Origin of the sequence: Schaalia cardiffensis F0333 (assembly GCF_005886435.1) — a bacterium.
Classification (GTDB): domain Bacteria; phylum Actinomycetota; class Actinomycetes; order Actinomycetales; family Actinomycetaceae; genus Pauljensenia; species Pauljensenia cardiffensis.
The window spans coordinates 1,552,465-1,573,938 of the sequence record NZ_CP040505.1; the positions used below are offsets into that span (position 1 = coordinate 1,552,465).

At 62.0% G+C, this 21,474-nt stretch carries 22 protein-coding genes and 1 tRNA gene; 10 read left to right on the forward strand and 13 right to left on the reverse strand.

What is annotated here, in order from left to right:
- Window positions 1-98: 98 nt before the first annotated feature.
- The 4 genes from FFA61_RS06515 to FFA61_RS06530 all read right to left on the reverse strand — a co-directional run bounded on the left by FFA61_RS06515 (window position 99) and on the right by FFA61_RS06530 (window position 5,537).
- Window positions 99-2,465 (reverse strand): glycogen/starch/alpha-glucan phosphorylase, encoded by a 2,367-nt coding sequence (locus tag FFA61_RS06515; protein ID WP_005964891.1) that lies wholly within the window; start codon window positions 2,463-2,465, stop codon window positions 99-101.
- 222 nt (window positions 2,466-2,687) lie between these two features.
- On the reverse strand, window positions 2,688-3,311 hold the full coding sequence (locus FFA61_RS06520; protein WP_005964894.1) for a MarC family protein: 624 nt from the start codon (window positions 3,309-3,311) through the stop codon (window positions 2,688-2,690).
- The gene (locus FFA61_RS06525) at window positions 3,308-4,153 is read right to left on the reverse strand and encodes a PHP domain-containing protein (protein WP_005964897.1); all 846 of its coding nucleotides are present in this window, start codon (window positions 4,151-4,153) and stop codon (window positions 3,308-3,310) included. Before FFA61_RS06525 ends, FFA61_RS06520 begins: the two co-directional genes overlap by 4 nt.
- Before the next feature lie 190 nt (window positions 4,154-4,343).
- Window positions 4,344-5,537, reverse strand: a complete 1,194-nt coding sequence (locus FFA61_RS06530) for a Fic family protein (protein ID WP_005964900.1) — start codon at window positions 5,535-5,537, stop codon at window positions 4,344-4,346.
- 91 nt (window positions 5,538-5,628) lie between these two features.
- Here FFA61_RS06530 and FFA61_RS06535 point away from each other — a divergent pair, with 91 nt between their 5' ends.
- Genes FFA61_RS06535 through FFA61_RS06540 form a run of 3 tightly spaced genes read left to right on the forward strand, consistent with a single transcriptional unit; the run spans window position 5,629 to window position 7,623 of the window.
- Window positions 5,629-7,173, forward strand: a complete 1,545-nt coding sequence (locus FFA61_RS06535; protein ID WP_005964903.1) for an aminopeptidase P family protein — start codon at window positions 5,629-5,631, stop codon at window positions 7,171-7,173.
- An 8-nt stretch (window positions 7,174-7,181) separates the two neighbouring features.
- Window positions 7,182-7,316, forward strand: coding sequence for a type II toxin-antitoxin system RelE/ParE family toxin (locus FFA61_RS09520; protein ID WP_276670129.1), 135 nt, complete (start codon window positions 7,182-7,184; stop codon window positions 7,314-7,316).
- Window positions 7,317-7,326: 10 nt separating this feature from the next.
- A complete protein-coding gene (locus FFA61_RS06540) occupies window positions 7,327-7,623 on the forward strand; it encodes a HigA family addiction module antitoxin (RefSeq protein ID WP_005964908.1) in 297 nt (98 codons plus the stop codon).
- A gap of 48 nt (window positions 7,624-7,671) precedes the next feature.
- Here FFA61_RS06540 and FFA61_RS06545 read toward each other — a convergent pair whose 3' ends face one another.
- A complete protein-coding gene (locus FFA61_RS06545; RefSeq protein ID WP_005964911.1) occupies window positions 7,672-8,376 on the reverse strand; it encodes a YflT domain-containing protein in 705 nt (234 codons plus the stop codon).
- 96 nt (window positions 8,377-8,472) lie between these two features.
- Here FFA61_RS06545 and FFA61_RS06550 point away from each other — a divergent pair, with 96 nt between their 5' ends.
- The 4 genes from FFA61_RS06550 to FFA61_RS06565 all read left to right on the forward strand — a co-directional run bounded on the left by FFA61_RS06550 (window position 8,473) and on the right by FFA61_RS06565 (window position 12,345).
- Window positions 8,473-9,762, forward strand: a complete 1,290-nt coding sequence (locus tag FFA61_RS06550) for a magnesium transporter MgtE N-terminal domain-containing protein (RefSeq protein ID WP_005964914.1) — start codon at window positions 8,473-8,475, stop codon at window positions 9,760-9,762.
- Window positions 9,755-10,360 carry a DUF1003 domain-containing protein gene (locus FFA61_RS06555; RefSeq protein WP_005964917.1) on the forward strand — a complete coding sequence of 202 codons (606 nt, stop codon included), beginning with the start codon at window positions 9,755-9,757 and terminating at the stop codon, window positions 10,358-10,360. Before FFA61_RS06550 ends, FFA61_RS06555 begins: the two co-directional genes overlap by 8 nt.
- A gap of 145 nt (window positions 10,361-10,505) precedes the next feature.
- Window positions 10,506-11,636 carry an Mrp/NBP35 family ATP-binding protein gene (locus FFA61_RS06560; RefSeq protein ID WP_005964920.1) on the forward strand — a complete coding sequence of 377 codons (1,131 nt, stop codon included), beginning with the start codon at window positions 10,506-10,508 and terminating at the stop codon, window positions 11,634-11,636.
- A gap of 79 nt (window positions 11,637-11,715) precedes the next feature.
- On the forward strand, window positions 11,716-12,345 hold the full coding sequence (locus FFA61_RS06565) for an O-methyltransferase (protein WP_040314215.1): 630 nt from the start codon (window positions 11,716-11,718) through the stop codon (window positions 12,343-12,345).
- Window positions 12,346-12,449: 104 nt separating this feature from the next.
- Here FFA61_RS06565 and FFA61_RS06570 read toward each other — a convergent pair whose 3' ends face one another.
- The 6 genes from FFA61_RS06570 to FFA61_RS06595 all read right to left on the reverse strand — a co-directional run bounded on the left by FFA61_RS06570 (window position 12,450) and on the right by FFA61_RS06595 (window position 16,465).
- A complete protein-coding gene (locus tag FFA61_RS06570; protein ID WP_005964926.1) occupies window positions 12,450-12,614 on the reverse strand; it encodes a DUF3117 domain-containing protein in 165 nt (54 codons plus the stop codon).
- Window positions 12,615-12,729: 115 nt separating this feature from the next.
- On the reverse strand, window positions 12,730-13,464 hold the full coding sequence (locus FFA61_RS06575) for an LOG family protein (protein WP_040314433.1): 735 nt from the start codon (window positions 13,462-13,464) through the stop codon (window positions 12,730-12,732).
- A gap of 103 nt (window positions 13,465-13,567) precedes the next feature.
- Window positions 13,568-14,149 carry a 50S ribosomal protein L25/general stress protein Ctc gene (locus tag FFA61_RS06580; RefSeq protein ID WP_005964931.1) on the reverse strand — a complete coding sequence of 194 codons (582 nt, stop codon included), beginning with the start codon at window positions 14,147-14,149 and terminating at the stop codon, window positions 13,568-13,570.
- Window positions 14,150-14,301: 152 nt separating this feature from the next.
- Window positions 14,302-15,273, reverse strand: coding sequence for a ribose-phosphate diphosphokinase (locus FFA61_RS06585; protein ID WP_005964934.1), 972 nt, complete (start codon window positions 15,271-15,273; stop codon window positions 14,302-14,304).
- Window positions 15,274-15,310: 37 nt separating this feature from the next.
- Entirely contained in the window at window positions 15,311-16,351 is a 1,041-nt protein-coding gene (locus tag FFA61_RS06590) for a bifunctional UDP-N-acetylglucosamine diphosphorylase/glucosamine-1-phosphate N-acetyltransferase GlmU (protein WP_040314217.1), read from the reverse strand.
- Window positions 16,352-16,394: 43 nt separating this feature from the next.
- Window positions 16,395-16,465: transfer RNA gene (locus FFA61_RS06595), tRNA-Gln, on the reverse strand.
- Between the two features lie 8 nt (window positions 16,466-16,473).
- On the opposite strand from FFA61_RS06595, the gene FFA61_RS09525 reads away from it, so the two are divergent.
- The 3 genes from FFA61_RS09525 (at window position 16,474) to FFA61_RS06605 (ending at window position 17,883) form a co-directional block, all read left to right on the forward strand.
- Complete coding sequence (locus FFA61_RS09525; protein WP_005964939.1) at window positions 16,474-16,596, forward strand: hypothetical protein; 123 nt, start codon at window positions 16,474-16,476, stop codon at window positions 16,594-16,596.
- A gap of 54 nt (window positions 16,597-16,650) precedes the next feature.
- Window positions 16,651-17,271, forward strand: coding sequence for a TetR/AcrR family transcriptional regulator (locus FFA61_RS06600; RefSeq protein WP_005964941.1), 621 nt, complete (start codon window positions 16,651-16,653; stop codon window positions 17,269-17,271).
- Window positions 17,272-17,373: 102 nt separating this feature from the next.
- Window positions 17,374-17,883, forward strand: a complete 510-nt coding sequence (locus tag FFA61_RS06605; RefSeq protein WP_005964944.1) for a MarR family winged helix-turn-helix transcriptional regulator — start codon at window positions 17,374-17,376, stop codon at window positions 17,881-17,883.
- Window positions 17,884-17,955: 72 nt separating this feature from the next.
- On the opposite strand, the gene FFA61_RS06610 is transcribed toward FFA61_RS06605, so the two are convergent.
- A complete protein-coding gene (locus tag FFA61_RS06610; protein ID WP_005964946.1) occupies window positions 17,956-19,407 on the reverse strand; it encodes a L,D-transpeptidase family protein in 1,452 nt (483 codons plus the stop codon).
- Window positions 19,408-19,531: 124 nt separating this feature from the next.
- Window positions 19,532-21,424 (reverse strand): ABC-F family ATP-binding cassette domain-containing protein, encoded by a 1,893-nt coding sequence (locus FFA61_RS06615; protein WP_005964948.1) that lies wholly within the window; start codon window positions 21,422-21,424, stop codon window positions 19,532-19,534.
- Between the last annotated feature and the right edge of the window lie 50 nt (window positions 21,425-21,474).

Here is a 21,474-nt window from a genome sequence, read left to right on the forward strand (position 1 = left end):
AGGAAAGCCTAGGTCGAAACGGAGAATCTCAGGTCCGGGGAGGACGGGAGAAAGCTTGGAGGGGAAGACCTTGCGACCTTCCCCTCCAAGAACGTCAATCAGTCGATCGGCGTTGCTTCAAGCTTCCACACGCCCTCGGCATAGTCACGGATCGTGCGGTCAGAAGAGAAACGACCGGACTTCGTGATATTCACCCAGGTCTTACGGGCCCAGGCTCGCACATCCGCGTGGTCGGCGGCCATACGGTCCTTAGCCTCGCGGTAGGCGGCGAAGTCGCCGAGGACGTAGTACACGTCTGCGGGCTCATAGCCCGATTCGAGCAGCGACCAGCGCAGATCGTGGAACCAGCCCGAACCGTTGTCGTCGAGGGTGCCGTCGACCAGTGCGTCGAGGACGCGCTTGAGGCCCGGGATGTTCTCGTAGTGCCAGCGCGGATCGTAGTTCTTGCGCAGCTCGGGCAGCTCGTCCTCGGTCGCGCCGAAGATGTAGGCATTGTCCTCACCGACGGCGTCAAGGATCTCGACGTTCGCCCCGTCGAGGGTGCCCAGTGTCAGGGCGCCGTTCATCATGAACTTCATGTTCGAGGTGCCCGAGGCTTCCTTACCGGCCGTCGAGATCTGCTCGGAGACGTCGGCCGCAGGAATGATGTGCTCGGCGGGCGACACATTGTAGTTATGGATGAAGACGACCTTGATGCGGCCCGCGATCTCCTCGTCGTTATTGACCAGCTCTGCGATCGCATTGATGAGCTTGATGACGCCCTTGGCACGGATATAGCCGGAAGCGGCCTTCGCGCCGAAAACGAAGACGCGCTTGGGGACGTCAAGGGAGGGGTCTTCCTTCATGCGGAAGTACAGGTCGAGGACGTAGAGCGCGTTGAGGAGCTGACGCTTGTACTCGTGCAGGCGCTTGATCTGAACGTCAAAGATCGCATCGGGGTCGATGTCGATGCCTTCACGCTCCTTAACCCATGCGGCGAAGTCGACCTTGTTCTCGTGTTTGATCTCGGCGAGCCGGTCGAGGACTGAGTCGTCGGCGGCATCGAGGTAGGAGCCGAGGAGGGAAAGGTCGGTGACCCAGGCATCAGAGCCGGTGACCTCGTCGAGGAGGGCGGCCAGTCGCGGGTTGCACTGCTTGAGCCAACGGCGAGGGGTGACGCCATTCGTCTTGTTGTTGAAGCGCTCGGGCCACAGTTCGTGCCATTCCTTGAGGGTCTCGCGCTTAATGATCTCAGTGTGCAGGGCTGCGACGCCGTTGATCGAGTAGGAGGCGTAGCAGGCGATCCACGCCATGCGCACGGTATTGCCGGCGACGGGGGCCATGTAGTCGATGGTCGCCTGGTCGAGGCCGCGCTCGGCCATGTCCGTGCGGAAACGGCGGTCGATCTCGCGGACGATCTCGGCGATGCGGGGGAAGAGTCGGTCGAAGATCGTCATCTCCCACTTCTCGAGAGCCTCAGCCAAGACCGTGTGGTTCGTGTAGGCGAAGGTGTTCGAGACGATCTTCCAGGCATCCCCCCAGCCCAGGCCATGCTCGTCCATGAGGAGGCGCATAAGTTCAGGGATTGCGAGGACGGGGTGGGTGTCGTTGAGCTGAATCGCGTTGTATTCGGCGAAATCGCTCAGGTCCTCGCCGTGGTGTTCGACGTAGTTGTCGACGATCGCCTGCAAGGATGCGGAGCAGAAGAAGTACTGCTGGCGCACGCGCAAGACCTTGCCCTCGAAGGTCGTGTCGTTCGGGTAGAGGACGCGCGAGATGTCGTTCGTGCGCTCACGATCAATAATCGCCTCGGTGAAGCGCTGCGAGTTGAAGGCGTCGTAGTCGAATTCCTCGATGGGCTCTGCGCGCCACAGACGCAAGGTGTTGATGTTCTTCGTGCCGTAGCCGGTGATGGGCATGTCGTAGGGGACGGCGCGGACCGTGAGATCGGCGTAGGAGACGATGCGCTGAGCCTCTTCACGGCGGATGACGAAGGGATAGCCTTCTTCCATCCAGGGGTCAGGGTGCTCGGTCTGGAAACCTTTGTCGAAGAGCTGCTTGAACAGGCCGTAGCGGTAGAGGATGCCGTAACCGGCGACCGGGAGGTCAAGGGTGGCGCACGAGTCGAGGAAGCAGGCGGCAAGGCGTCCGAGACCACCGTTTCCGAGGGCGGCATCGGGTTCTTCTTCGAGGACGAGGGAGAGGTCCTGGCCGTATTCGGCGAGGGCCTGGCGCGCTTCGTCGACGAGGCCGAGGTTGGAGAGGTTGTTGAGCAGTGCGCGTCCCATGAGGAACTCTGCGGAGAAGTAGTGCTCCTGGCGTCCCTTCGCGTAGGTGTCGCTTGTTTTAGCCCAACGGTCGGCGATCTGGTCGACGACGGCTGCGGACAGGCCCTGCCAGAGCTCCATGGTCGTCGATTTGTCGACCGGACGGCCTGAGACCGCTCGGACCTGGGAGGCGAGGGTCTGGCGGAGGTTCTGCGTCATGAATACTCCCGGGTTGATGATGTCTTCGTTCTGTCCGCTTGCTAACGGGCCACGATGGAAAGCCTAGCCATGTCCTGTGGTGATGCAGGTGTTTTGCTGGGCTTTGGGACGTGATCCACTGAGCGGATATTTCTCCGACGCTATTCTAGCGCGAATAACGGAAACGTTTCTGATTCCTGATCGGAGTTCAGGAATCAGGCTCGCATCACAACGCTTGTTCTCCTAGGTGGCGGCGATGAAGTCGAAGATCCCACCCATTACCAGCTCGGTCGCGATCGCGGCGAGCAACAGGCCCATGATCTTCGTCAACAGCATGATTCCGCCTGGGCCGAGCAGGCGGGAGAGAATCAGCGAGAAGTGCATCGTCGCCCACATGACGAAATGTGCGACCGCGACAGCGCACACCAAGCCGATCCAGGAGGCGATGGAGTTATTCGCCTGCGCGACTGACACCATTACCGCTGCAATCGCACCGGGGCCGGCGAGCAGGGGCGTTCCCAGGGGAACGAGGGCGACATTCACCCGCTCATCACCGGTATCAGGCTCTTCGCTATCCGAACCCATGAGCAGTTCCATGGCGACGAGAAAGAGCAGAACCCCGCCAGATAGTTTGAGGGCTTCCATTGAAATATGCAGGAGGTGCAGGATCTGCTGGCCGAGGACCGCGAAGGTGAGGATCACGGAGATCGACACTGCGGTCGCCTGCAGGGCCGCCCGCTTTTGCCCCTTCGGGGTCATGCGGCTCGTCAGCCCGAGGAAAACGGGAATCGTCCCGAAGGGGTCGAGAATGACAATGAGCGTCGTGAAGGTTGTCGCAAAGAGGGCAACGTTGAAGAAATCAGTCACGGGTGCAAAACCTCCAGGTGGGCGCGCTCCACAGTTTCATCAATGATCGCGGGGGCGGTGAGATTCTCTCCGATGCGGTTGGGCTTGCCAGTGCCGTGGTAGTCCGAGGAACCGAAGACCCGCAGATCGAGGCGCTTGGCAATACGGTCCACGGCCTCGCGGTCCTCGGGCGCATGGTCGCGGTGATCGCGCTCAATGCCGAAAAGGCCAACCTCTTTCATGTCCTCAATGACGGACTCGGGCAGGAGTCGCTGGCGCGCACGGGCCTTCGGGTGGGCGAGGACGGGCACTCCCCCGGCCTCGAGCACAAGTTGAACCGCTTCAATGGGGTCTGGCGCCCAGTAGCGGACGTAGTAGGGACTTGAGGGGTGGAGGACCTTCACGAAAGCCGCAGAGCGGTCATCGAAGGCCCCGGCCGCGACGAGGGCATCAGCGATATGAGGGCGTCCGATCGGCCCCTCCTCAGGCGCGAAAGCGAGGACCTGCTCCCAGGTGATCGGATAGTCGGCTGAGAGATTCTCCACCATCTTCAAAGCCCGAGTCGCACGGGATTCACGGGCACGCTCAATGCATGTGAGGAGTCCTTCGTTACTCGGATCGGGTAGAAGGGCGAGAAGATGCACGCTGATCCCATTGGCGGCGCAGGACATCTCCATGCCCCGGATCAGGGCGACGCCCGTGGAGGAGATGGCCGCCTCGGCCTCGTCCCACCCGGCGAAGGTGTCATGGTCACTCAGGCCCACGCAGTCCAGGCCCGCCCGCGCGGCCTCGACCATGAGTTGCGAGGGCGAGTCGGTGCCATCGGAGCACGCCGAATGAGTGTGGGGGTCGATCCTGAGCATGCCCTGAGAGTATCGAGCCGATGCCTTCCTCCTCCACTTGAGAGTTCAGGGTCTCATTGATCCGCGCCCACATGTTCTCCCGACTGTTTGAGCGCTCCGGGGCTGAGGCACCCCACTCCTATGTCCGAATGATTGAGACATAAGGACATTGGGGCGTGCAGCTCTCGAGATCTCCTCCTCCGGGGGCGACTCATGGGGCAACGTTGGTCTCAGTACGTCCCAGGAGAGTCTCGCGCAGCGCATCACGAACCGATCCCATGAGTTCGGGATAGGGGTCGGCGAGGGGAGAGCGCTTCTTGCGAATCTCACGGCGCAGGGCACGAAGCGGTTCCCCTGCAAGGTAGTAGCGCCCTCTCGTGTGCCCGAAGGGCTCGAGCAATCCGGTGTCAACGAGCTCTTTGAGATCTCTTGTCGCAGTGCGGTCCTCGATCGCCGCCTGCTTGGCATACGTCGGCCGCTGGACTCTGTATCCCAAAGCGGCATCGACCAGGGCATCGTAGGAGCGTTCCGGAATACCGAGAGGCGCCCCGATCTCCATAAGCCTGCGCCAGATCTCTTCGACTTCCTCCACCCTTCTGCGAAACGTTTGAGCCTGCATGTGGTGGGCCCGAAGGTTGAAGCGGATCCAGTCATGGGCGTCGTTTTCAGGATTCCAATGCCCCTGACCGGTCTTCGCGAGAATCGCATAGTAGTCATCGGTGTTGGTCCCGAGCCATTCTTCAATGCTCGAGAAGACGGGCTCGAGGATCCCCTCGCGCCCCAGGATGAAGGTCTGCATGATTCGGGCCATCCGGCCGTTCCCATCACGGAAGGGATGAATCATCACGAGATTGAGGTGTGCCATCGCCGCGGCGACTATCGCTGATGATTCTCCCTGAACTTCGATGCTCTCACTGAGCTCCCGCATGAGGCCCGGCACATCCTGCGGATCAGGTCCCGTGTAAACGATCTGATCGGAGGTGTCGTCTCGAACGTAGATCTCTGATTGACGAAAACGCCCTGGCGATTTCGTAAAATCATGCTCGAGCAGGAGGAAGTGGAGAGACTTGATCGTCTGAAGATCGGGCTTCACGTCCGGATCGTCGATCATATGCAGGATGTAAGTGAGAACGCGGCGATACGCGGTGATCTCTGCTGTCACCCGTTCATCCGCATTCATCGGGCTCTGTTCGTCAACGACCGCCAAGGCATCGTCAGGTGTGGCGTTGATGCCCTCAATGCGGTTCGACCCGCGAATCGCTTTGGCGCGCGAGGTCCGTCGTAAGGCACCCTGCCAGCGAGAGGGAACTCGCAGGAAGGTCAATAGTTCACTCCTCAGAGCGTGGATTTCTCTTAAGACCTCGTGATCGCGAAGGTCGAGGTCCGGTTGTTGATACAGCGTCATTCTCCCCCTCCTCTCTCATTGTCCTAATAATAAAGACATAAGGACATTGGGGCGAGTCCCCGTAATTAGAGAATTGCGCTCGGGTGCCACAATGGGGACCATGACTGATTCGCACACCAGCACGAACACTGAAGAAGCCCCCGAGCAGTCCATGGCCTCCCGGGGAGAGTCACGCTCGCGCCGCCCCGACTCCGATGCCTTCCGCGAGTTCATGGGCTCCGGCTGGGGCCCGAGGATCACGAAGGAGGTCGAACGCTGCGGCGCAGCCGACTACCTACCCCAGCGTGCAGCGAAAGCCGGAGAACCTTTCGCCGGGGAGCGCCTCGTCATCCCCGCAGGCACCTATAAGGTCCGTAACAACGATTGCACCTACCGTTTCCGCGCATACAGCGCCTTCGCGCACCTCTCAGGCCTGGGGGGCGAGCGCGAACCCGATTCCGTCCTCGTCCTCGAGCCGAAGGAGAACGGTTCACACGAGGCGGTCCTCTACTTCAAGCCGCGCACTTCGCGCTCTGCCCAGGAGTTCTACTCCGACCCGCAGTACGGAGAGTTTTGGGTCGGCGCACGCCCCTCCCTGGAGGAGGTTCACCAGGAGATGGGTCTTCGATGCGCCCACATCGACACTTTGCCAGACGCCCTCGCCAAAGACGCGGGAAGAGTGAAGCTGCGCATCGTGCGCGGAGTCGACGCCTCCATCGAGGCGATGGTCAATGAGATCCGCGAGCAGGCCGGGCTTCCCTTCGGCGAGGAGGCCAGAAGCGCCGATGAGGCCTTCGAGGAGCGCCTCTCCGAGATCCGACTGCGCAAGGACGCCTTCGAACTCGCTGAGCTTGCGCGAGCAGTCGAAGTCACCCGCGCAGGCTTTGAGGACATCGTGCGAGTCCTGCCCCGAGCTGTGGGGCATCGCCGTGGAGAGCGCGTCGTTGAAGGCGCTTTCGGGGCAGTCGCACGCGAGGAGGGCAACGGCCTAGGCTATGACACGATCGCAGCCTCGGGCAACCACGCGAATACTCTCCACTGGATCGACAATGACGGGCCCGTGAACGAGGGCGATCTGATCCTCGTGGATGCCGGCGTCGAAGTCGATTCCCTCTACACTGCCGATATCACCCGCACCCTGCCGGTCAATGGCCGTTTCACCGAGGTCCAGGCCCGCGTCTACCAGGCGGTTCTCGACGCCTGCGAGGCGGCGCTCGCCCGGGCGAACGAGCCGGGAACTCGTTTCCGCGATGTCCACGACGCGGCAATGTTCGTCATCGCTACGCGTCTTCGCGAGTGGGGCCTCCTGCCGGTCAGTGTCGAAGAGTCCCTCTCCCCCGCCGGTCAGCAGCACCGCCGCTGGATGCCACATGGCACGAGCCACCACCTCGGCCTCGATGTCCACGATTGCGCGCAGGCGCGCCGCGAGATGTATCAGGATGCGCTTTTGGAGCCTGGCATGACCTTCACGATCGAGCCGGGCCTGTACTTCCGCGCCGATGATGAGGCGATTCCCGCCGAGTACCGCGGCATCGGCGTGCGCATCGAGGACGATGTCGTTGTGAACGAGGACGGGAGCGTCACCCGGATCTCTGAGGACATCCCCCGCACGATCGACGATGTCGAAGCCTGGATCGCAAGGGCGCAGGGACGCTGAGCCTTTTGATGTGTCGTGTCATGGGCCCGGTCCGCATGCAGCGGGCCGGGCAGCACAGTATTCGCATCAACGAGCAATGGCGAATCTGCTTCGTCTGGACTTCTGCCGGCCCACGCGATGTTGAAATCGTCGACTACCACTAGGAGGTGCAATATGGGAGACCAGATCGCGCCGATCCATCCAGGAGAAATCCTCATGGAGGAGTTCTTACAACCCCTGGGTGTCACCCAGAACCGACTGGCCGTGTCCATCGACGTCCCGCCGCGCCGCATCAACGAAATCGTTCATGGGACGCGCAGAATTACCGCTGATACGGCTCTTCGTCTCGGACGCTTCTTCGGGACCAGTGCCCAGTTCTGGGTCAACCTGCAGTCACATTACGACCTCGAGGTCGAGTTGGATGCACTGGGCGACGAACTCACCAGGATCCAGCCCTTGCACAGCACCTGAGGGCTCCCCTTCACCGCTCCCCCGATTCAGCGCTCCCCTCGCCCGCTTTCAGTCCAGTGGCTTCCGGGAATCCTCGGCAGGCTCCACCGCAGTCTCGGCAGGCTCCTGAGCGGGGGCCGCATGTTCGTTGTCCCTCGGGGCCTCAGCTCCACCGTCCTCGCCCTCGTCACTGAGTCGAACGCCGAAACGAGGCTTCTCATCGGGACGCGAACCGTACTCGCTCGGCCCCTTCGACTCAGGCCGACGACGCGCGGGGCGCGGACGCATCTGGTTGCCGGGGCTGCGTTGCAAGAGCTCAAAGGCCTGATCGATCCCCGCCGAGGCGAGAACCGCATAACGCGAGGCGACGACTTGCGACTGGGAGGTGAAGTCCCTGCGCCCGCCCGTCATCGCATACAGGAGCCCCGACATGAAGGTTCCCGCGAGCGCGCCTCCCGCAATGCCGAAAAGGACCCAGAGGAAGGCCGACTGATTCGTCGAAGCGAAAGACATCATGAGCCCCATGAACGCACCCCACAATGCGCCCGAAGACGCTCCCGAAAGAGCCGCCTTCGCCATTGTCAGTCGGCCGGTCACTCTCTCCACGAGGTGCAGGTCTGTGCCGACGATCGTGATCGACTTGACGTCGAACTCCTCATCGGAGAGGAAATCGACCGCGGCTTGAGCCTCCGCGTAGGTGCGATAGGACGCGATCTCTGTACCGGAGGGCATGACGGGCATCTGCAAAGATCCGCCGGTGGCGCGAAGGGACATGACCTTCCTTCCTTCAACTCTGGGGCCATCAACAAAGGTCCCAGGGTGCCATCCTCGCACTGCGGGGCCTAGGCTGTCCCTGTGAGTGCATCGTCAATGGGACTGGGGACCGCGGGCAAACGCGTCTACATCGGTAAACTCGCTGGTACAGGGGTCTTCGACCCAATCGGCGATCAAGTTGGGAAAATTCACGATGTCGTCGCCACATTCCGGGTCGGCGGCACGGGGAACGTCATCGGCTTCGTTGTGGAAGTGGGGCCCCGCAAAAGAGTCTTCCTCCCCCTGACGCGTGTCACCTCAATCGAAGCGGGCTCAGTCATTACGACCGGCTTACTCAACATGCGGTCCTTCACGCAACGCCCCGTCGAAACCCTCGTTCTCGCTGAACTCTTCGACCGGGTCGTCACATTGAATGACGGTTCGGGTGAAGTGAGAATCCTCGACGTCGCAATGGAGCGCCGCCGCCCCAAGGACTGGGTCATCTCGAAGCTGCACGTGCAGCGTCAGCGCATCACCGCCCTCGGATTCACGAGGTCAGGCGAGACCCTCAATGTGAGGGTCTCGGAGGTGTCCGGGCTTTTGAAGGTCGACACGAACCAAGCGGCGACCTCCCTGATCGCTCAAACGGAGGACATGCGCCCCGCCGACCTAGCGGACTACCTCCACGACCTGCCCATCGAACGCCAGATGGCGATCGCTCAGCAGCTGCCAGATGCGCGCCTCGCGGACGTCCTCGAAGAGCTTGGCGACGATGACCGGGTTGCGATCGTGTCAGGTTTGGAGGCGAATCGTGCGGCCGATGTCCTCGACGTCATGCAGCCCGATGATGCGGCCGACCTTGTCTCTGAACTTCCCGAAGCCCAAGCTCAGGCGCTCTTGTCCCTCATGGAGCCCGAAGAGGCGAAGGACGTGCGCCGCCTCCTGTCCTACGCGGAATCGACGGCGGGCTCGCTCATGACGACCGACCCCGTGATCTTCGGCCCGGATGCGACGGTCGCGCAGATGCTCGCCTCAGTTCGACGCGAGGATCTGCCCGCCTCCCTTGCAACTGTCGCCTTCATCACGCGTCCGCCGGAGGAAACCCCGACCGGCCCCTATCTCGGGATGGTCCATATTCAGCGTGCACTGCGCGAACCCCCGCAGACCCTCCTCGGGACGATCCTCGATTCTGATATTGAGGCCGTCTCCCCTCAAGTCCACATTGCGACGGTCACGCGTCTGCTCGCGACCTACAATCTGACAGTCCTTCCCGTCGTCGATGAAGACTCCCACCTGCTCGGTGCCGTGTCCGTCGATGACCTCCTCGACGAGCTCTTGCCCGAGGACTGGAGGGACTACGACGACGAAGTGACCGACCGCATCATGGCGAGGAGCATTGATGGCTGATCGTCTCGACACTCCGCGAGAACGAGGTTGGCGTTTCTTTCACCGCCGCAGGACCTCAACCGATGGTTTTGGCCGTTTCGCCGAGGCGACCGCCCGTTTCATGGGCTCGCCGCGTTTCATTCTCTACATGACGATCTTCGTCGTCGTGTGGATCGTGGCGAACGTCCTGCTCTATCAGCTCTCCCGGGCCCACGCCTGGGATCCTTACCCCTTCATCCTCTTGAACCTCGCCTTCTCGACTCAGGCCTCCTATTCGGCTCCTCTGATCCTTCTCGCGCAAAACCGTCAGGATGATCGCGATCGCGTCCAGGCCCAGCAGGATCGTCAGCGTGCTGAACGCAATCTCGCGGACACCGAATACCTCACCCGTGAGATCGCGAGCCTTCGCCTGTCCATCCAGGAAGTCGCGACCCGTGACTTCCTGCGCTCGGAAATTCGTGATCTTCTCGATGATCTGCGAGAGGATATTCGCGCTGAGGTCCGCGAGGAGATGCGAGAAGAGTTGCGCGCCGAAATCCAAGCCGAGCTCGACGAGATCGGCCTTCACCCCGAAGCAATCGACGAGGCCGCTCCATCGGCTGAAAAAGCGGAAGAGTAGAGCATTTCTTTTCCCTCTCGCGCCCCAGGAAACTTCCCGGACGCACAGGCGGACATCCGCCGAGCTCAACACGCGACGCCTTCACCTTCGTGCACTACACCCCCCACTCTCACAAGCATGAGCGCAGGCCACGTACCATGAAGGCATGTCTGTTGTACTCGATAGCGTCATGACCGCCCTCGCGAGCGTCATCGACCCTGAGATTCATCGTCCGATCACCGAACTCAATATGGTGAGCCCCGAGGATGTCACCATTGATGGTTCCTCCGTTAGTGTGAAGATCCTCCTGACAACCGCCGGATGTCCGCTGCGCAACACGATCGCCGCCGATGTGAAGAGCGCCCTCGGCGCGCTCGAGGGCGTTGAGGATGTCACCGTGGAAATGGGCGTCATGAACGACGAGCAGAAGAAAGCTCTGAGGGAAAAACTCAACGGCGGACGCCCCGAGAAGGAGATCCCCTTCGCCCAGCCCGATTCGCTCACGCGCGTCATCGCAGTGACCTCCGGCAAGGGCGGAGTCGGAAAGTCCTCAATGACCGCGAACCTCGCGGCCGCGATGGCGAAGTCCGGGCTGAAAGTCGGCGTCATGGACGCCGACATCTACGGCTTCTCAATTCCCCGCATGCTCGGCGTCACCCACGAGCCGCAGGTCATTGATGGGATGATCCTGCCCCCGCTCGGCGCGCAAGGCGTGAAAGTCATGTCGATCGGCATGTTCGTGCCCGATGGCCAGCCCGTCATCTGGCGTGGCCCGATGCTTCACCGCGCCCTCCAACAGTTCCTGGCAGATGTGTTCTGGGGTGATCTCGACGTGCTCCTCATCGACATGCCCCCGGGCACCGGAGATGTCGCGATCTCGATCGCTCAGCTCCTACCCAACTCTCAGATCCTCGTCGTCACGACCCCTCAGGTTGCGGCCGCCGAAGTCGCAGAAAGAGCCGGTTCCATCGCCTCTCAAACGCAACAGCGCGTCATCGGCGTCGTCGAGAACATGTCCTATCTCCCCCAGCCCGACGGTTCTCGACTTGAACTCTTCGGCTCCGGTGGCGGCGCTTCCGTTTCAGCTCGCTTGAGTGCTCAGCTCGGCTACGAAACGCCCCTGCTCGCCCAGGTGCCCCTCGACATCGCGCTGCGCGAAGGCGGGGACGTGGGCCGTCCCGTCACCCTCGATGACGGTCCCGCATCACAGGCCCTGAGCGAACTGGCTGAGAAGCTCTCAATCGCCGAACGGGGCCTGAGCGGACGTCCTCTGGGTGTCTTCCCCGTTCAGAAATGAGCCTGTCGTCTCCTCGTATCATCGCGAGGAGACGATAGGCTGAGGCCCGAACCCCGTCGCGTTTTTCGGAGGCTGAGTGATGGCTGATAAGGCAGATGCCTGGATGTTCGCCGAGGACTATGTCCCCGAAAGTGAAATCGTCGTTGAAGCGAGGACCGCTGCCGTTGAACTCGGGGCTGACCCCGTCTCCCCCGGCACAGGGGCCGCCCTGCGCATGCTCGCCGCGGTCGCGGGAGCGCGCACGGTCTTAGAAGTGGGAACAGGCGCGGGAGTGTCGGGCCTGTGGCTTCTTGACGGTATGCCCGCCGACGGGGTCCTCACCTCGATCGACTCCGAAGCCGAGTTCCATCAGCAGGCTCGCAGGGTCTTCGCCGCCGCCGGGGTTTTGACGCAGCGCACCCGTCTCATCGCCGGTCGTGCCCTGGATGTCCTACCACGGATGGCGGCCCGCGGCTACGACATGATGGTCCTCGACGCGGATATCGCAGAAACACCCGAGTATCTGGACCATGCGGTGCGCATCTTGCGCCCCGGCGGGGTGATCGCTTTCGTTCACGCACTATGGCACGACCAGGTCGCAGACCCGGCCCGCCGTGACGGAGAAACGGTCGTGTGTCGCGAAGTCGTCCGTTTCTTCGCAGACTCCCCTGATTTCATTCCCGCGATCCTCCCAGTCGGAGATGGACTGGTCGTGGCGGTGAAGCGCTAAGACGCATCCGCCTCCTCGACAGGGGAGCATCCCGAGGGAAGAAGCGGGCGCCCCGACGGTTTCACCGTCGGGGCGCCCGCTTCGCAGTATATGAATGAGAGGTTTCAGACCGCCGCGCTCAGCGCGGAAGCGAGCTCAGAGGCCTCATTCGGTGTCAGTTCAATGACGAGCCGACCGCCGCCCTCGCTCGGGATGCGCATGACGATTCCGCGCCCTTCCTTCGTCGCCTCCAAAGGACCATCCCCGGTCCTGGGCTTCATGGCTGCCATCTGCCGCTCCTTGTCGTAGTTCGCGTGAACACACGCATCTCACCCCAGTATTTTACCCGTTTCCGAGGAACTTCTCACTCAAAGAAATGGAATACACCCCTTTCACAGGGTGGATTCAGCCTTGAAGGGCCAGTCGGACCGCCTCTTCAGGATCATCAACGAGCTTGACAAGATCGAGGTCGACCTTGTCAATCGTGCCCGAAGAGACCATCGCAGAAGCGAGCCAATCGAGCATCCCCGACCAGTAGTCCGAGCCCACGAGGACGATCGGGAAAGACGCGACCTTACCGGTCTGCACGAGAGTGAGGGCCTCGAAAAGCTCATCCATCGTGCCAAAACCCCCGGGCATGGCAATGAAACCGGAAGAATACTTTACGAACATCGTTTTGCGAGCGAAGAAATACCGGAAATTGATGCCGATCGACACCCACTGGTTCATGGTCTGCTCGTGCGGGAGCTCGATCCCCAGGCCCACCGAAGTGCCCCCGGCATCCCAGGCTCCTTTATTCGCCGCTTCCATCGCACCTGGGCCGCCTCCGGTGATGACCGCATGCTCATGTTGCGCAAGCAATTCACCGATCCGATAGGCCTGGAGCCAATAGGCGGTGTTCTCCTCGATCCGGGCAGAACCGAAAACACTGATCGCCGGTCCCAGTTCCGAAAGCGCGCCGAAGCCCTCAACGAATTCCGCCTGAATCCGCATGACCCGCCACGGGTCCTCGTGAAGCCAATCCACCTCTTCCGGGGTGCTCAAAAGCCTCGTATCAGAGGTTTCCTTCGGGATTGCACGCCCCCGCAAAATCACAGGTCCACGCTGGTAGACCCTCTTATGCGTGTGATCAGAGTTCACGTACTCCTCCTCGTTTCTTTTCGCGCTGTGAATGCGGGAACGGGCGGACCCCACGGCCCGCCCGTTCACCTCGCTTCTTTCCAGAAGATCGCTCGGCTCTGGCTCATTCAGCCTCGGGAGCCTCTGGCGCAGCCTCTTCCTCAGCGGCGAGCTCGGAGATGATGACAATGTCCTTCTCAGCGTCGAGTTCGCACTCGACACCCTTGGGCAGCACCAGGTCGGAGGCGCGAACAACGGTTCCGGCGACAAGGCCGGTGATGTCAACCTCGATCGACTCGGGGATCGCGGTGGCGGAAGCCTTGACGGTGATGGTGTGCTCCTCGATCGCGGCCTGGGTGGCGGGAGCGGCCTCGCCGACGAGAACGAGCGGAACCTCGACGTCAACCTTCTCTCCGGCCTTCACCGCGAGGAAGTCGGCGTGCAGGATGCTGCGCGACACGGGGTGGCGCTGAACGTCCTTCACGAGGGCCAGCTGGGACTTTCCGTCGATCTTGAGTTCGACGAGCGCGTTCGCGTTGCCACGGACGATGAGGAAGAGCTCGTGACCGGGCACATCAAGGTGGAGCGGATCACCGCCGTGGCCGTAGACGACAGCGGGAACGAGGCCTGCGCGGCGCGCACGACGGGCGGCGCCCTTGCCGAACTCAGATCGAGTCTGGGCGACGAGGATCGGGTTATCGCTCATGGGGATTCCTCCTGAAGGATTCGATTCGGACGCTACGGCGCGTCAAGAACCCCGAGGATCCACCCGGTAGGCCCTGTCGATAACGGCGGTATGAGACCGCCCTCGCCGGAGCAACCCCTTAAGGGTATCCGACAAGGGCGGTCACATGAAAGTCAGTCGAAGAGGGATGTGACGGATCCGTCGTCGAAAACCTCACGGATCGCTCGCGCCAGCAGGGGCGCGATCGACAGGATCGTCAAAGTCGGGAAGCGCTTGTCTGCGGGGATCGGCAAAGTGTCGGTGACGACGACCTCGTCCGCGCCACACTCGGAGAGGCGGCTGGTCGCGGGGGCGGAGAGAATGCCGTGCGTGGCCACGATAATGACCTTCCTCGCACCCGCCTTGGTGAGGACCTTCACGGCCTCGGTGATCGTGCCCGCCGTGTCGATCATGTCGTCAACGAGGACACAGTCCTTCCCCTTGACTTCACCGACGACTCGATTCGCGACAGCGACATTCGGACGAGTGGTGTCTCGGGTCTTATGGACGAAAGCCAGCGGGCAGCCGCCCAGCTTCGAGGACCACTTCTCTGCGACGCGGATACGGCCCGCGTCCGGGGAGACCATCACCGTGTTCGACAAGTCGATGCGCGAACGCACGTACTCCACGAGGACGGGCATTGCGAAAAGGTGGTCGACCGGGCCGTCGAAGAAGCCCTGCTCCTGGGAGGCGTGAAGATCGACACTCATCACACGATCGGCGCCGGCGGTCTTGTACAGGTCGGCAATGAGGCGCGCCGAAATGGGTTCGCGGCCCTGGTGTTTCTTATCCTGACGGGAATAGGGGTAGAAGGGGGCGACCGCGGTGATGCGCTTCGCGGAAGCGCGTTTCGCAGCGTCGATCATGATGAGCTGCTCCATGATCCACTTATTGATGTCACCCGTGTGGGACTGCAGGACGAAGACATCCGCGCCGCGAACCGATTCGTTGAAGCGGACGTAAATCTCACCGCTCGCGAAGTCGTATGCGGTCACCGGGGAGAGGCCGCAGCCGATCTCCTTGCCGACTTCCTCGGCGAGTTCCAGGTGTGCTCGACCTGAAACGAGAACGAGGCTTTTCTCTCCGCTGGTCACCAATCCGCTCATGCGGCGTTCCTCCCCTTGCCCTGAGAACCCGAACGGGTCAGCCTCTGTCCGGCTGCCCGATGACGCTGAATGGTACGACCATCGTATCGGCTGCGACGTCGGCTTTAGACACCCAGGAGCCCACAACGCGGGCGCGATCGGCCACATTCGCACAATCGAGGGTTGTTCCGGGACCGATCTCACAATGAGAACCGATGATGGTGTCGCCGCGAAGGACGCTTCCGGGCCAGATCACGGTGTCGTGGCCGATCTGAACGTCCACGCCGATCCAGGTCGAAGCCGGATCCACGATCGTCACGCCTTGGCGCATATGCGCCTGGCAAATCCTCTGGTTGAATTCGGCGGCGAGGAGGGCGAGCTGAGCGCGGTCATTACAGCCCTGAGCCTCCCAGGGATCGTCGAGGACGAGGGCTCCAGCGGTCCGGGATGCGGGTGCAGCGGCTGCCAGGACGTCGGTGAGGTAGACCTCGCCTTGGGCGTTGTCCTGACCGACGTGGAGGAGAGTCTTGGCGAGGAATGCTCCGTCGAAGGCGTAGACCCCGGCGTTGACTTCGGTGATGAGGCGTTGAGCCTCGGTGGCGTCCTTCTGTTCGACGATCGCGGTGACGATCCCGGCCTCGTCGCGCACGATCCGCCCATACCCCGTCGGGTCTTCGGCGATGGAGGTGAGGACCGTGACGGCGTGTCCCTCGTCCTCGTGAAGGGCGACGAGGCTGGCGAGAGTGCGTGGGGAAAGCATGGGGACATCACCGGAGGTGACGACGACGGTACCTTCGAGGGGACCATGGGCCTCGACCATGGCGTTGAGCGCGCACAAAACCGCTCGGCCGGTGCCGGGGATTTCATCCTGGTCGGCAATGAGGGTCTCCGGGGCGACGCGCATCACTTCTGCGGCGACAATATCTCGCTGATGGCGGACCACGGCGACAAGGTGGTCGGGGTGAAGGGCTTGGGCTGCTCTGAGCGCATGGCCGAGCATGGACAAGCCTGCAACCGGATGCACGACCTTTGGAAGATCGGATTTCATGCGGGTTCCTTGACCCGCTGCGAGGACGATAACGGCTGCAGGAACAGTCATGGATTCTGCCTTCCTCGAGCGGGCCACTCGACCCGCTATCTCGCTCCGCCCCCAGGACTCGAACCCGGACCAAAGGCACCAAAAACCCATGTGCTGCCGTTACACCAGGGCGGAAACTACCCATGATTCTGCCATACACCCACCCCTTCGCGCTCCTTGCCCTCCTCACAGCTGCCGATCTCACGGAGAATGAGGACACGATCACGGCGCTTCGGGGGCGCGCGATCCGCGAGATGGGGCCGTAATCGCCTGGGCTGGAGGCAGGATTGCGGGGCGACAAGAGATGGAATACTGGGAATATGTCTGAGAAGCGCACACGAATGAGCGGTGTTGCCCGCCGCGAGCAGCTCGTGACAATCGGTCGCTCCCTCTTCGCCGCACGCGGCTTCGATGCGACAAGCGTCGAGGAGATCGCAGCGAAGGCGAAAGTCTCAAAGCCGGTCGTCTACGAGCATTTCGGCGGCAAGGAGGGCCTCTACGCGGTCATCGTCGACCGTGAAGTCCAGGCTCTTATCTCCTCTTTGCATTCTTCTCTTGAGTCCTCCGAGCGGCCCCGCATTCTTTTGGAAAATGCGACCCTTGCTTTGCTCGACTACATTGAATCTCACACGGATGGCTTCAGGGTCCTCGTGCGGGACGCTCCCAATGACCGTTCCCTGGGGTCTTTTTCCTCAGTCATGGGCGATGTCGCCAGCAGGGTTGAGCACCTTCTCGCAGCTCAATTCGAACGCGGTGATATTAATCCGGCACTGGCGCCCCTGTACGCGCAGATGCTTGTCGGCTTGATCGCGCAGGTCGGCCAATGGTGGCTCGACGAACGCAGGATGAAGAAGGACGAGGTCGCCGCGCATGTCGTCAACCTCGTGTGGAATGGGGTGCGCAATCTGCGCCCCTCGCCCCAACTGGTCGTGAGGAACTAAAGGATTGTGAACAACAGCAGGATCGTGTGGGGCTGAAGCGGGCGAGTGCCGTCAAGGGATTGAGTCCTCTCCTTTTGTCTCGACCTCAAGTATCTTGAGGGAATGGAGCCTCAGGATGAAGTCGCCCAGATCGTCGCCGCGTGGAAGCTCGAGCGCCCCGATCTTGACTCCTCCCCCATGTTCGTCCTCTCGCGCGTCTCACGCCTCGCACGCCACCTCGACCTCGAACGGCGCCGGGCCTTCGCCTCCCACGGCCTCGAACCCTGGGAGTTCGATGTTTTATCCTCCCTTCGCCGGTCAGGCGCGCCCTATGCACTCACTCCCGGAACCCTCATGGGGGAATTGCTCGTCTCCTCGGGCACGATGACGAACCGAATCGACCGCCTCGAGTTGAAGGGACTCGTTTCACGTTCCCCCTCGCCTGAGGATCGGCGCGTCGTCCTCGTGAGCCTCAGCGACAAGGGGCGGGCCCGCGTCGACAGCGCACTCGCCACCCTCCTCGAGTGTGAACGCACAATCCTCGGCCCACTCGACGCCGAGGCGAGGCAGCAGCTCGCCACCCAACTCATGAGGATTCTTGCTCCTTTTGACCGCGCTCATTCCTGCACGTGATGCCAGAGTTCTTGTTTGACGCCAGTTGTTTGACGCCAGGATTCTCGTCAAGGGCGCTCATGAGCGCAGGGCTCAGCGGTGAGTGACCACCGTCGTCCCGATCTCGGCGAAATCGAAAACCCTCTTCGCTTCATCAACGGGGATGTTGATGCATCCGTGCGAGGACTCGTCAGTGCCGATCCCGAATTCTTCAACCCAGGGGGCACCGTGGAGCGCATAAGACGCATGCCAGTAGGACACCCAGGGCACGGCCCTTTCGCAGTAGGGCCACTCGGGAGTGCATCCCATGTCCTGAGCGGGGAACTTGAGATAAACGTGGTACACACCGGTGACGGTCTCATGCCCAACGCCACCGTGATTAATGAGGATCGGACCATAAATCCTCTCTTGGCCCTGGTACAGGGTGAGAGTTGAATCAGTCAGGTCGACATCGACCCATTTCTCCCCCGCACGCGCACGGTAGGCGAAACGCTCCGGCCCATTCGCCACGACCCTCTGCTCCGTTTCAAAGGGAATCTCACGGCTCGTGAGAACCCCCTGGAATCCGGTGCCTTTCTTCACGGCCTCTTCGAGTTCAGCTGCCGTATTCTCAACATTCGTCACATCAATGCCGACCTTGCCGGGTCTGGCGGGCTCGAGAAGAGTCCCATTCGCATCGACTTCATCGATCGCATTAATCGGGTCTCTTTCTTCTGCGGCGACCACCCCGTCAAGCCACTCCCGTACGGCGCTCCCATTGACATCGGCTGTGAGCCCGCCAAAAGCTCTGCGCGCCCCAACCCACGAGGCCTTATCGGCCGCCGAGGCCTCATGGAGGCGTTTAGGACCTTGGAGCGACACCTCTGCTTCCAACAGAGCATCCATCTCTTTCGCGGCCTGTGTCGCCTCCTCGGTCGACACCTCAGGTTCGATCTCGTGGACCTCGAGCTCAACTCGAGTGGACTCCATGCTCTCTGAGGCTTCGAAGAGAGCAGTGCGTACGCTCTCTCGGTCAACGCCGCGACCCGCGTGCCCTGGGATCACCCGGTGGGAAGTCCCCGAATCGTCGAGTTCAACGCTCGCCGACAGGGGGGCCTCGCCCACGAGGGCGTCCAATCTGTCGATGAGAGCCGTGAAGCCCTCTTCGTCAATGGTCGGCGCAAGCCGGACGGAGCGTGGAGCAACGGAAGTCAGGAGGCGCGAAAACGGGTTGGTCGCCCCTTTGAGGGCCGCGTCGGCGACGAGGCTTTCGTCAATATCCGCCCCTGATTCGACCAGGGGAATGTCAAGGCTCTTCCCCGCAACCGTGAAGGTGACCGTCGAAGCGGCAAAACGATTCTCGACCAGCTCAGAGATCTCAGAACGGGTCATTCCGGTGACGTCCTCACCTGCGACCTTCACTCCAGGCATGGCCGTGCCCTCATGGGAGTGGGCGTAGGCTCCACAGGCGATCGCAGAGGTCACGAGCGCAATGAGCATGAGGCCGACTCCGATGAGGAGGCGAGGTGCACTCCTCGCTCGGGATGCGGGGGCAATATGACTCATGGGTTCCACGCTACGGGAATCGTGCGGATCATTGCATTCTGAGTTGCACACTCCACTCGAACAGTGTCACGCAGCGCACATTTTCTCCTGTTCTGGGGCCGGGCGCGATCCCCGTCTTGTTCTCTCAGTCGAGGAGTTCGGCGGCCTCGAGCCATGCTTCTTCGAGTTCGTCGATCTGGGCGATCAGAGCCGAGTGTTCGACAGACACCTTCTCAAGCTCCTCGATCGCTTCCGCCTCCCTCGCGACGGCCGCCCCTAATTGCGCCAATTGCTCTTCCACTTGAGCGCATTGGGCACGCAGCTTCTCCACGCGCCGTTCGATTCGATTCGCTTCCTTCTGGGCAGCATGGCGGGCTGCGCCCTTGAGGCGAGACGAGGCTTTCGCCTCGGAAGCTAAAGGAGATTGGGCCACGTCGGCCTGGGCGCGCGGAGAGGTGCTGGAGTCTTCACGCTGCCCCTGCTCACGGATCGCCAGATACTGCTCCACGCCACCGGGAAGAGCATGGAGCTTCCCATCACCGAGGAGCGCGACCTGGTGGTCCGTCACGCGTTCCAGCAGGTAGCGGTCGTGCGAGACGACGACAAGGGTTCCCGGGAAGGAATCGAGCAGATCCTCCATCGCAGCGAGAGTGTCGGTGTCGAGGTCATTCGTCGGCTCATCAAGGAGGAGGATGTTCGGCTCGGCCATGAGGAGGCGCATGAGCTGGAGGCGACGCCGTTCCCCGCCGGAGACTTCACAAATCCTCGTGTAGGCGCGCTGGCGGGTGAAACCCATGCGCTCGCTCATCTGCATCGCACTGATCTCTCGGCCATCGACCCGACACGTTTGAGAGACCTGGGCGACCGCTTCAACGACCCGCATATCGGCGAGGGCGTCGAGCTCATGAGTGTCTTGGGACAGGGTTGCGACCTTCACGGTCTTGCCGCGTTTGACCCGCCCGGAGTCTGGGTGCAGGTCCCCGCGTAACAGATTGAGCAGGGTCGTTTTTCCCGCTCCATTCACTCCGACGATGCCGACGCGTTCGGCGGGGGCCAGACGCCAGGTCACCTCGTCGAGAATCGTGTTCTTCGTCCCATCCGCGCGGGTGAAAGCCAGGCTGAGCTCCTCGAAGTCGAGCACGTCTTTACCTAGGCGTGCACTCGCCATCTTCACTAGTTCGACCGTGTCGCGCGGCGGGGGGACATCTGCGATGAGTGCTTCGGCTGCTGCGATGTGGAACTTCGGCTTCGAGGTGCGCGCAGGCGCTCCCCTTCGCAGCCATGCGAGCTCTTTCGTTAAGAGGTTCGCACGTTTGTGTGCGGCGACATCGGCTTGCCTGGCCCTCTCTGCCCGGGCCAGGGTGTAGGCGGCGTAGGAGCCCTCGTAGACGTCGACGTGCCCGGGGATTTGCGGCCTGTCCCCGCCCGGGTCGATCCCCGGGACGACCTCCCAGATGTGCTCGCACACGGTGTCGAGGAACCAGCGATCATGGGTGACGACGAGGAGTGCGCCCGCGGCTCCAGCTTTCGCGAAACGCGCGTTGAGGTGCGCGGCGAGCCAGGCGACGCCTTCGATGTCGAGGTGGTTCGTTGGCTCGTCGAGGCACACGATATCCGAGGGCGCGGCGAGGACCTTCGCGAGCGCGACCCTGCGGCGCTGCCCGCCAGAAAGTGTCCCCACTTCAGCGTCGAGTCGGATATCGGCAAGCAGTCCCGCGTGGATGTCGCGGATCACAGGATCGGAGGCCCATTCATATTCATCAAGACCCGGGTGGACTGCGTCGACCACCCGCAGGCTCGGATCCAGGTGATCCGCCTGGTCGAGGACAAGGACTGTGACGCCCTCACGCTTCGTGATCTGGCCGCCGTCGGGTTCTTGAAGTCCTGCGATAAGGCGCAGAAGCGTTGATTTTCCCGCGCCATTCGGTCCGAGGATACCGATCCTCGACGAGTCCTCGACGCCGAGGGTGACCTCCTCGAGGAGTTTGCGTGAACCTGCGAGCACGGACAGTGATTGGGTTCCCAGAAGATGAGCCATGCGTCAGTGGCGTCCTTACATTGAAGTAGTGAAATCACGGGAGGGTCGGA

Excerpts from the sequence above, each read along its gene's own strand:
- FFA61_RS06515 (WP_005964891.1), bottom strand. The coding sequence starts at position 2,465 with ATGACGCAGAACCTCCGCCAGACCCTCGCCTCCCAGGTCCGAGCGGTC.
- FFA61_RS06580 (WP_005964931.1), bottom strand. The coding sequence starts at position 14,149 with ATGAGCGATAACCCGATCCTCGTCGCCCAGACTCGATCTGAGTTCGGC.
- FFA61_RS06545 (WP_005964911.1), bottom strand. The coding sequence starts at position 8,376 with ATGTCCCTTCGCGCCACCGGCGGATCTTTGCAGATGCCCGTCATGCCC.
- FFA61_RS06525 (WP_005964897.1), bottom strand. The coding sequence starts at position 4,153 with ATGCTCAGGATCGACCCCCACACTCATTCGGCGTGCTCCGATGGCACC.
- FFA61_RS06555 (WP_005964917.1), top strand. The coding sequence starts at position 9,755 with ATGGCTGATCGTCTCGACACTCCGCGAGAACGAGGTTGGCGTTTCTTT.
- FFA61_RS06605 (WP_005964944.1), top strand. The coding sequence starts at position 17,374 with ATGGAGCCTCAGGATGAAGTCGCCCAGATCGTCGCCGCGTGGAAGCTC.
- FFA61_RS06600 (WP_005964941.1), top strand. The coding sequence starts at position 16,651 with ATGTCTGAGAAGCGCACACGAATGAGCGGTGTTGCCCGCCGCGAGCAG.
- FFA61_RS06540 (WP_005964908.1), top strand. The coding sequence starts at position 7,327 with ATGGGAGACCAGATCGCGCCGATCCATCCAGGAGAAATCCTCATGGAG.
- FFA61_RS06560 (WP_005964920.1), top strand. The coding sequence starts at position 10,506 with ATGTCTGTTGTACTCGATAGCGTCATGACCGCCCTCGCGAGCGTCATC.
- FFA61_RS06615 (WP_005964948.1), bottom strand. The coding sequence starts at position 21,424 with ATGGCTCATCTTCTGGGAACCCAATCACTGTCCGTGCTCGCAGGTTCA.
- FFA61_RS06550 (WP_005964914.1), top strand. The coding sequence starts at position 8,473 with ATGGGACTGGGGACCGCGGGCAAACGCGTCTACATCGGTAAACTCGCT.
- FFA61_RS09525 (WP_005964939.1), top strand. The coding sequence starts at position 16,474 with ATGATTCTGCCATACACCCACCCCTTCGCGCTCCTTGCCCTCCTCACA.
- FFA61_RS06590 (WP_040314217.1), bottom strand. The coding sequence starts at position 16,351 with ATGACTGTTCCTGCAGCCGTTATCGTCCTCGCAGCGGGTCAAGGAACC.
- FFA61_RS09520 (WP_276670129.1), top strand. The coding sequence starts at position 7,182 with ATGTGTCGTGTCATGGGCCCGGTCCGCATGCAGCGGGCCGGGCAGCAC.
- FFA61_RS06585 (WP_005964934.1), bottom strand. The coding sequence starts at position 15,273 with ATGAGCGGATTGGTGACCAGCGGAGAGAAAAGCCTCGTTCTCGTTTCA.
- FFA61_RS06565 (WP_040314215.1), top strand. The coding sequence starts at position 11,716 with ATGGCTGATAAGGCAGATGCCTGGATGTTCGCCGAGGACTATGTCCCC.
- FFA61_RS06530 (WP_005964900.1), bottom strand. The coding sequence starts at position 5,537 with ATGACGCTGTATCAACAACCGGACCTCGACCTTCGCGATCACGAGGTC.
- FFA61_RS06610 (WP_005964946.1), bottom strand. The coding sequence starts at position 19,407 with ATGAGTCATATTGCCCCCGCATCCCGAGCGAGGAGTGCACCTCGCCTC.
- FFA61_RS06535 (WP_005964903.1), top strand. The coding sequence starts at position 5,629 with ATGGGGACCATGACTGATTCGCACACCAGCACGAACACTGAAGAAGCC.
- FFA61_RS06570 (WP_005964926.1), bottom strand. The coding sequence starts at position 12,614 with ATGGCAGCCATGAAGCCCAGGACCGGGGATGGTCCTTTGGAGGCGACG.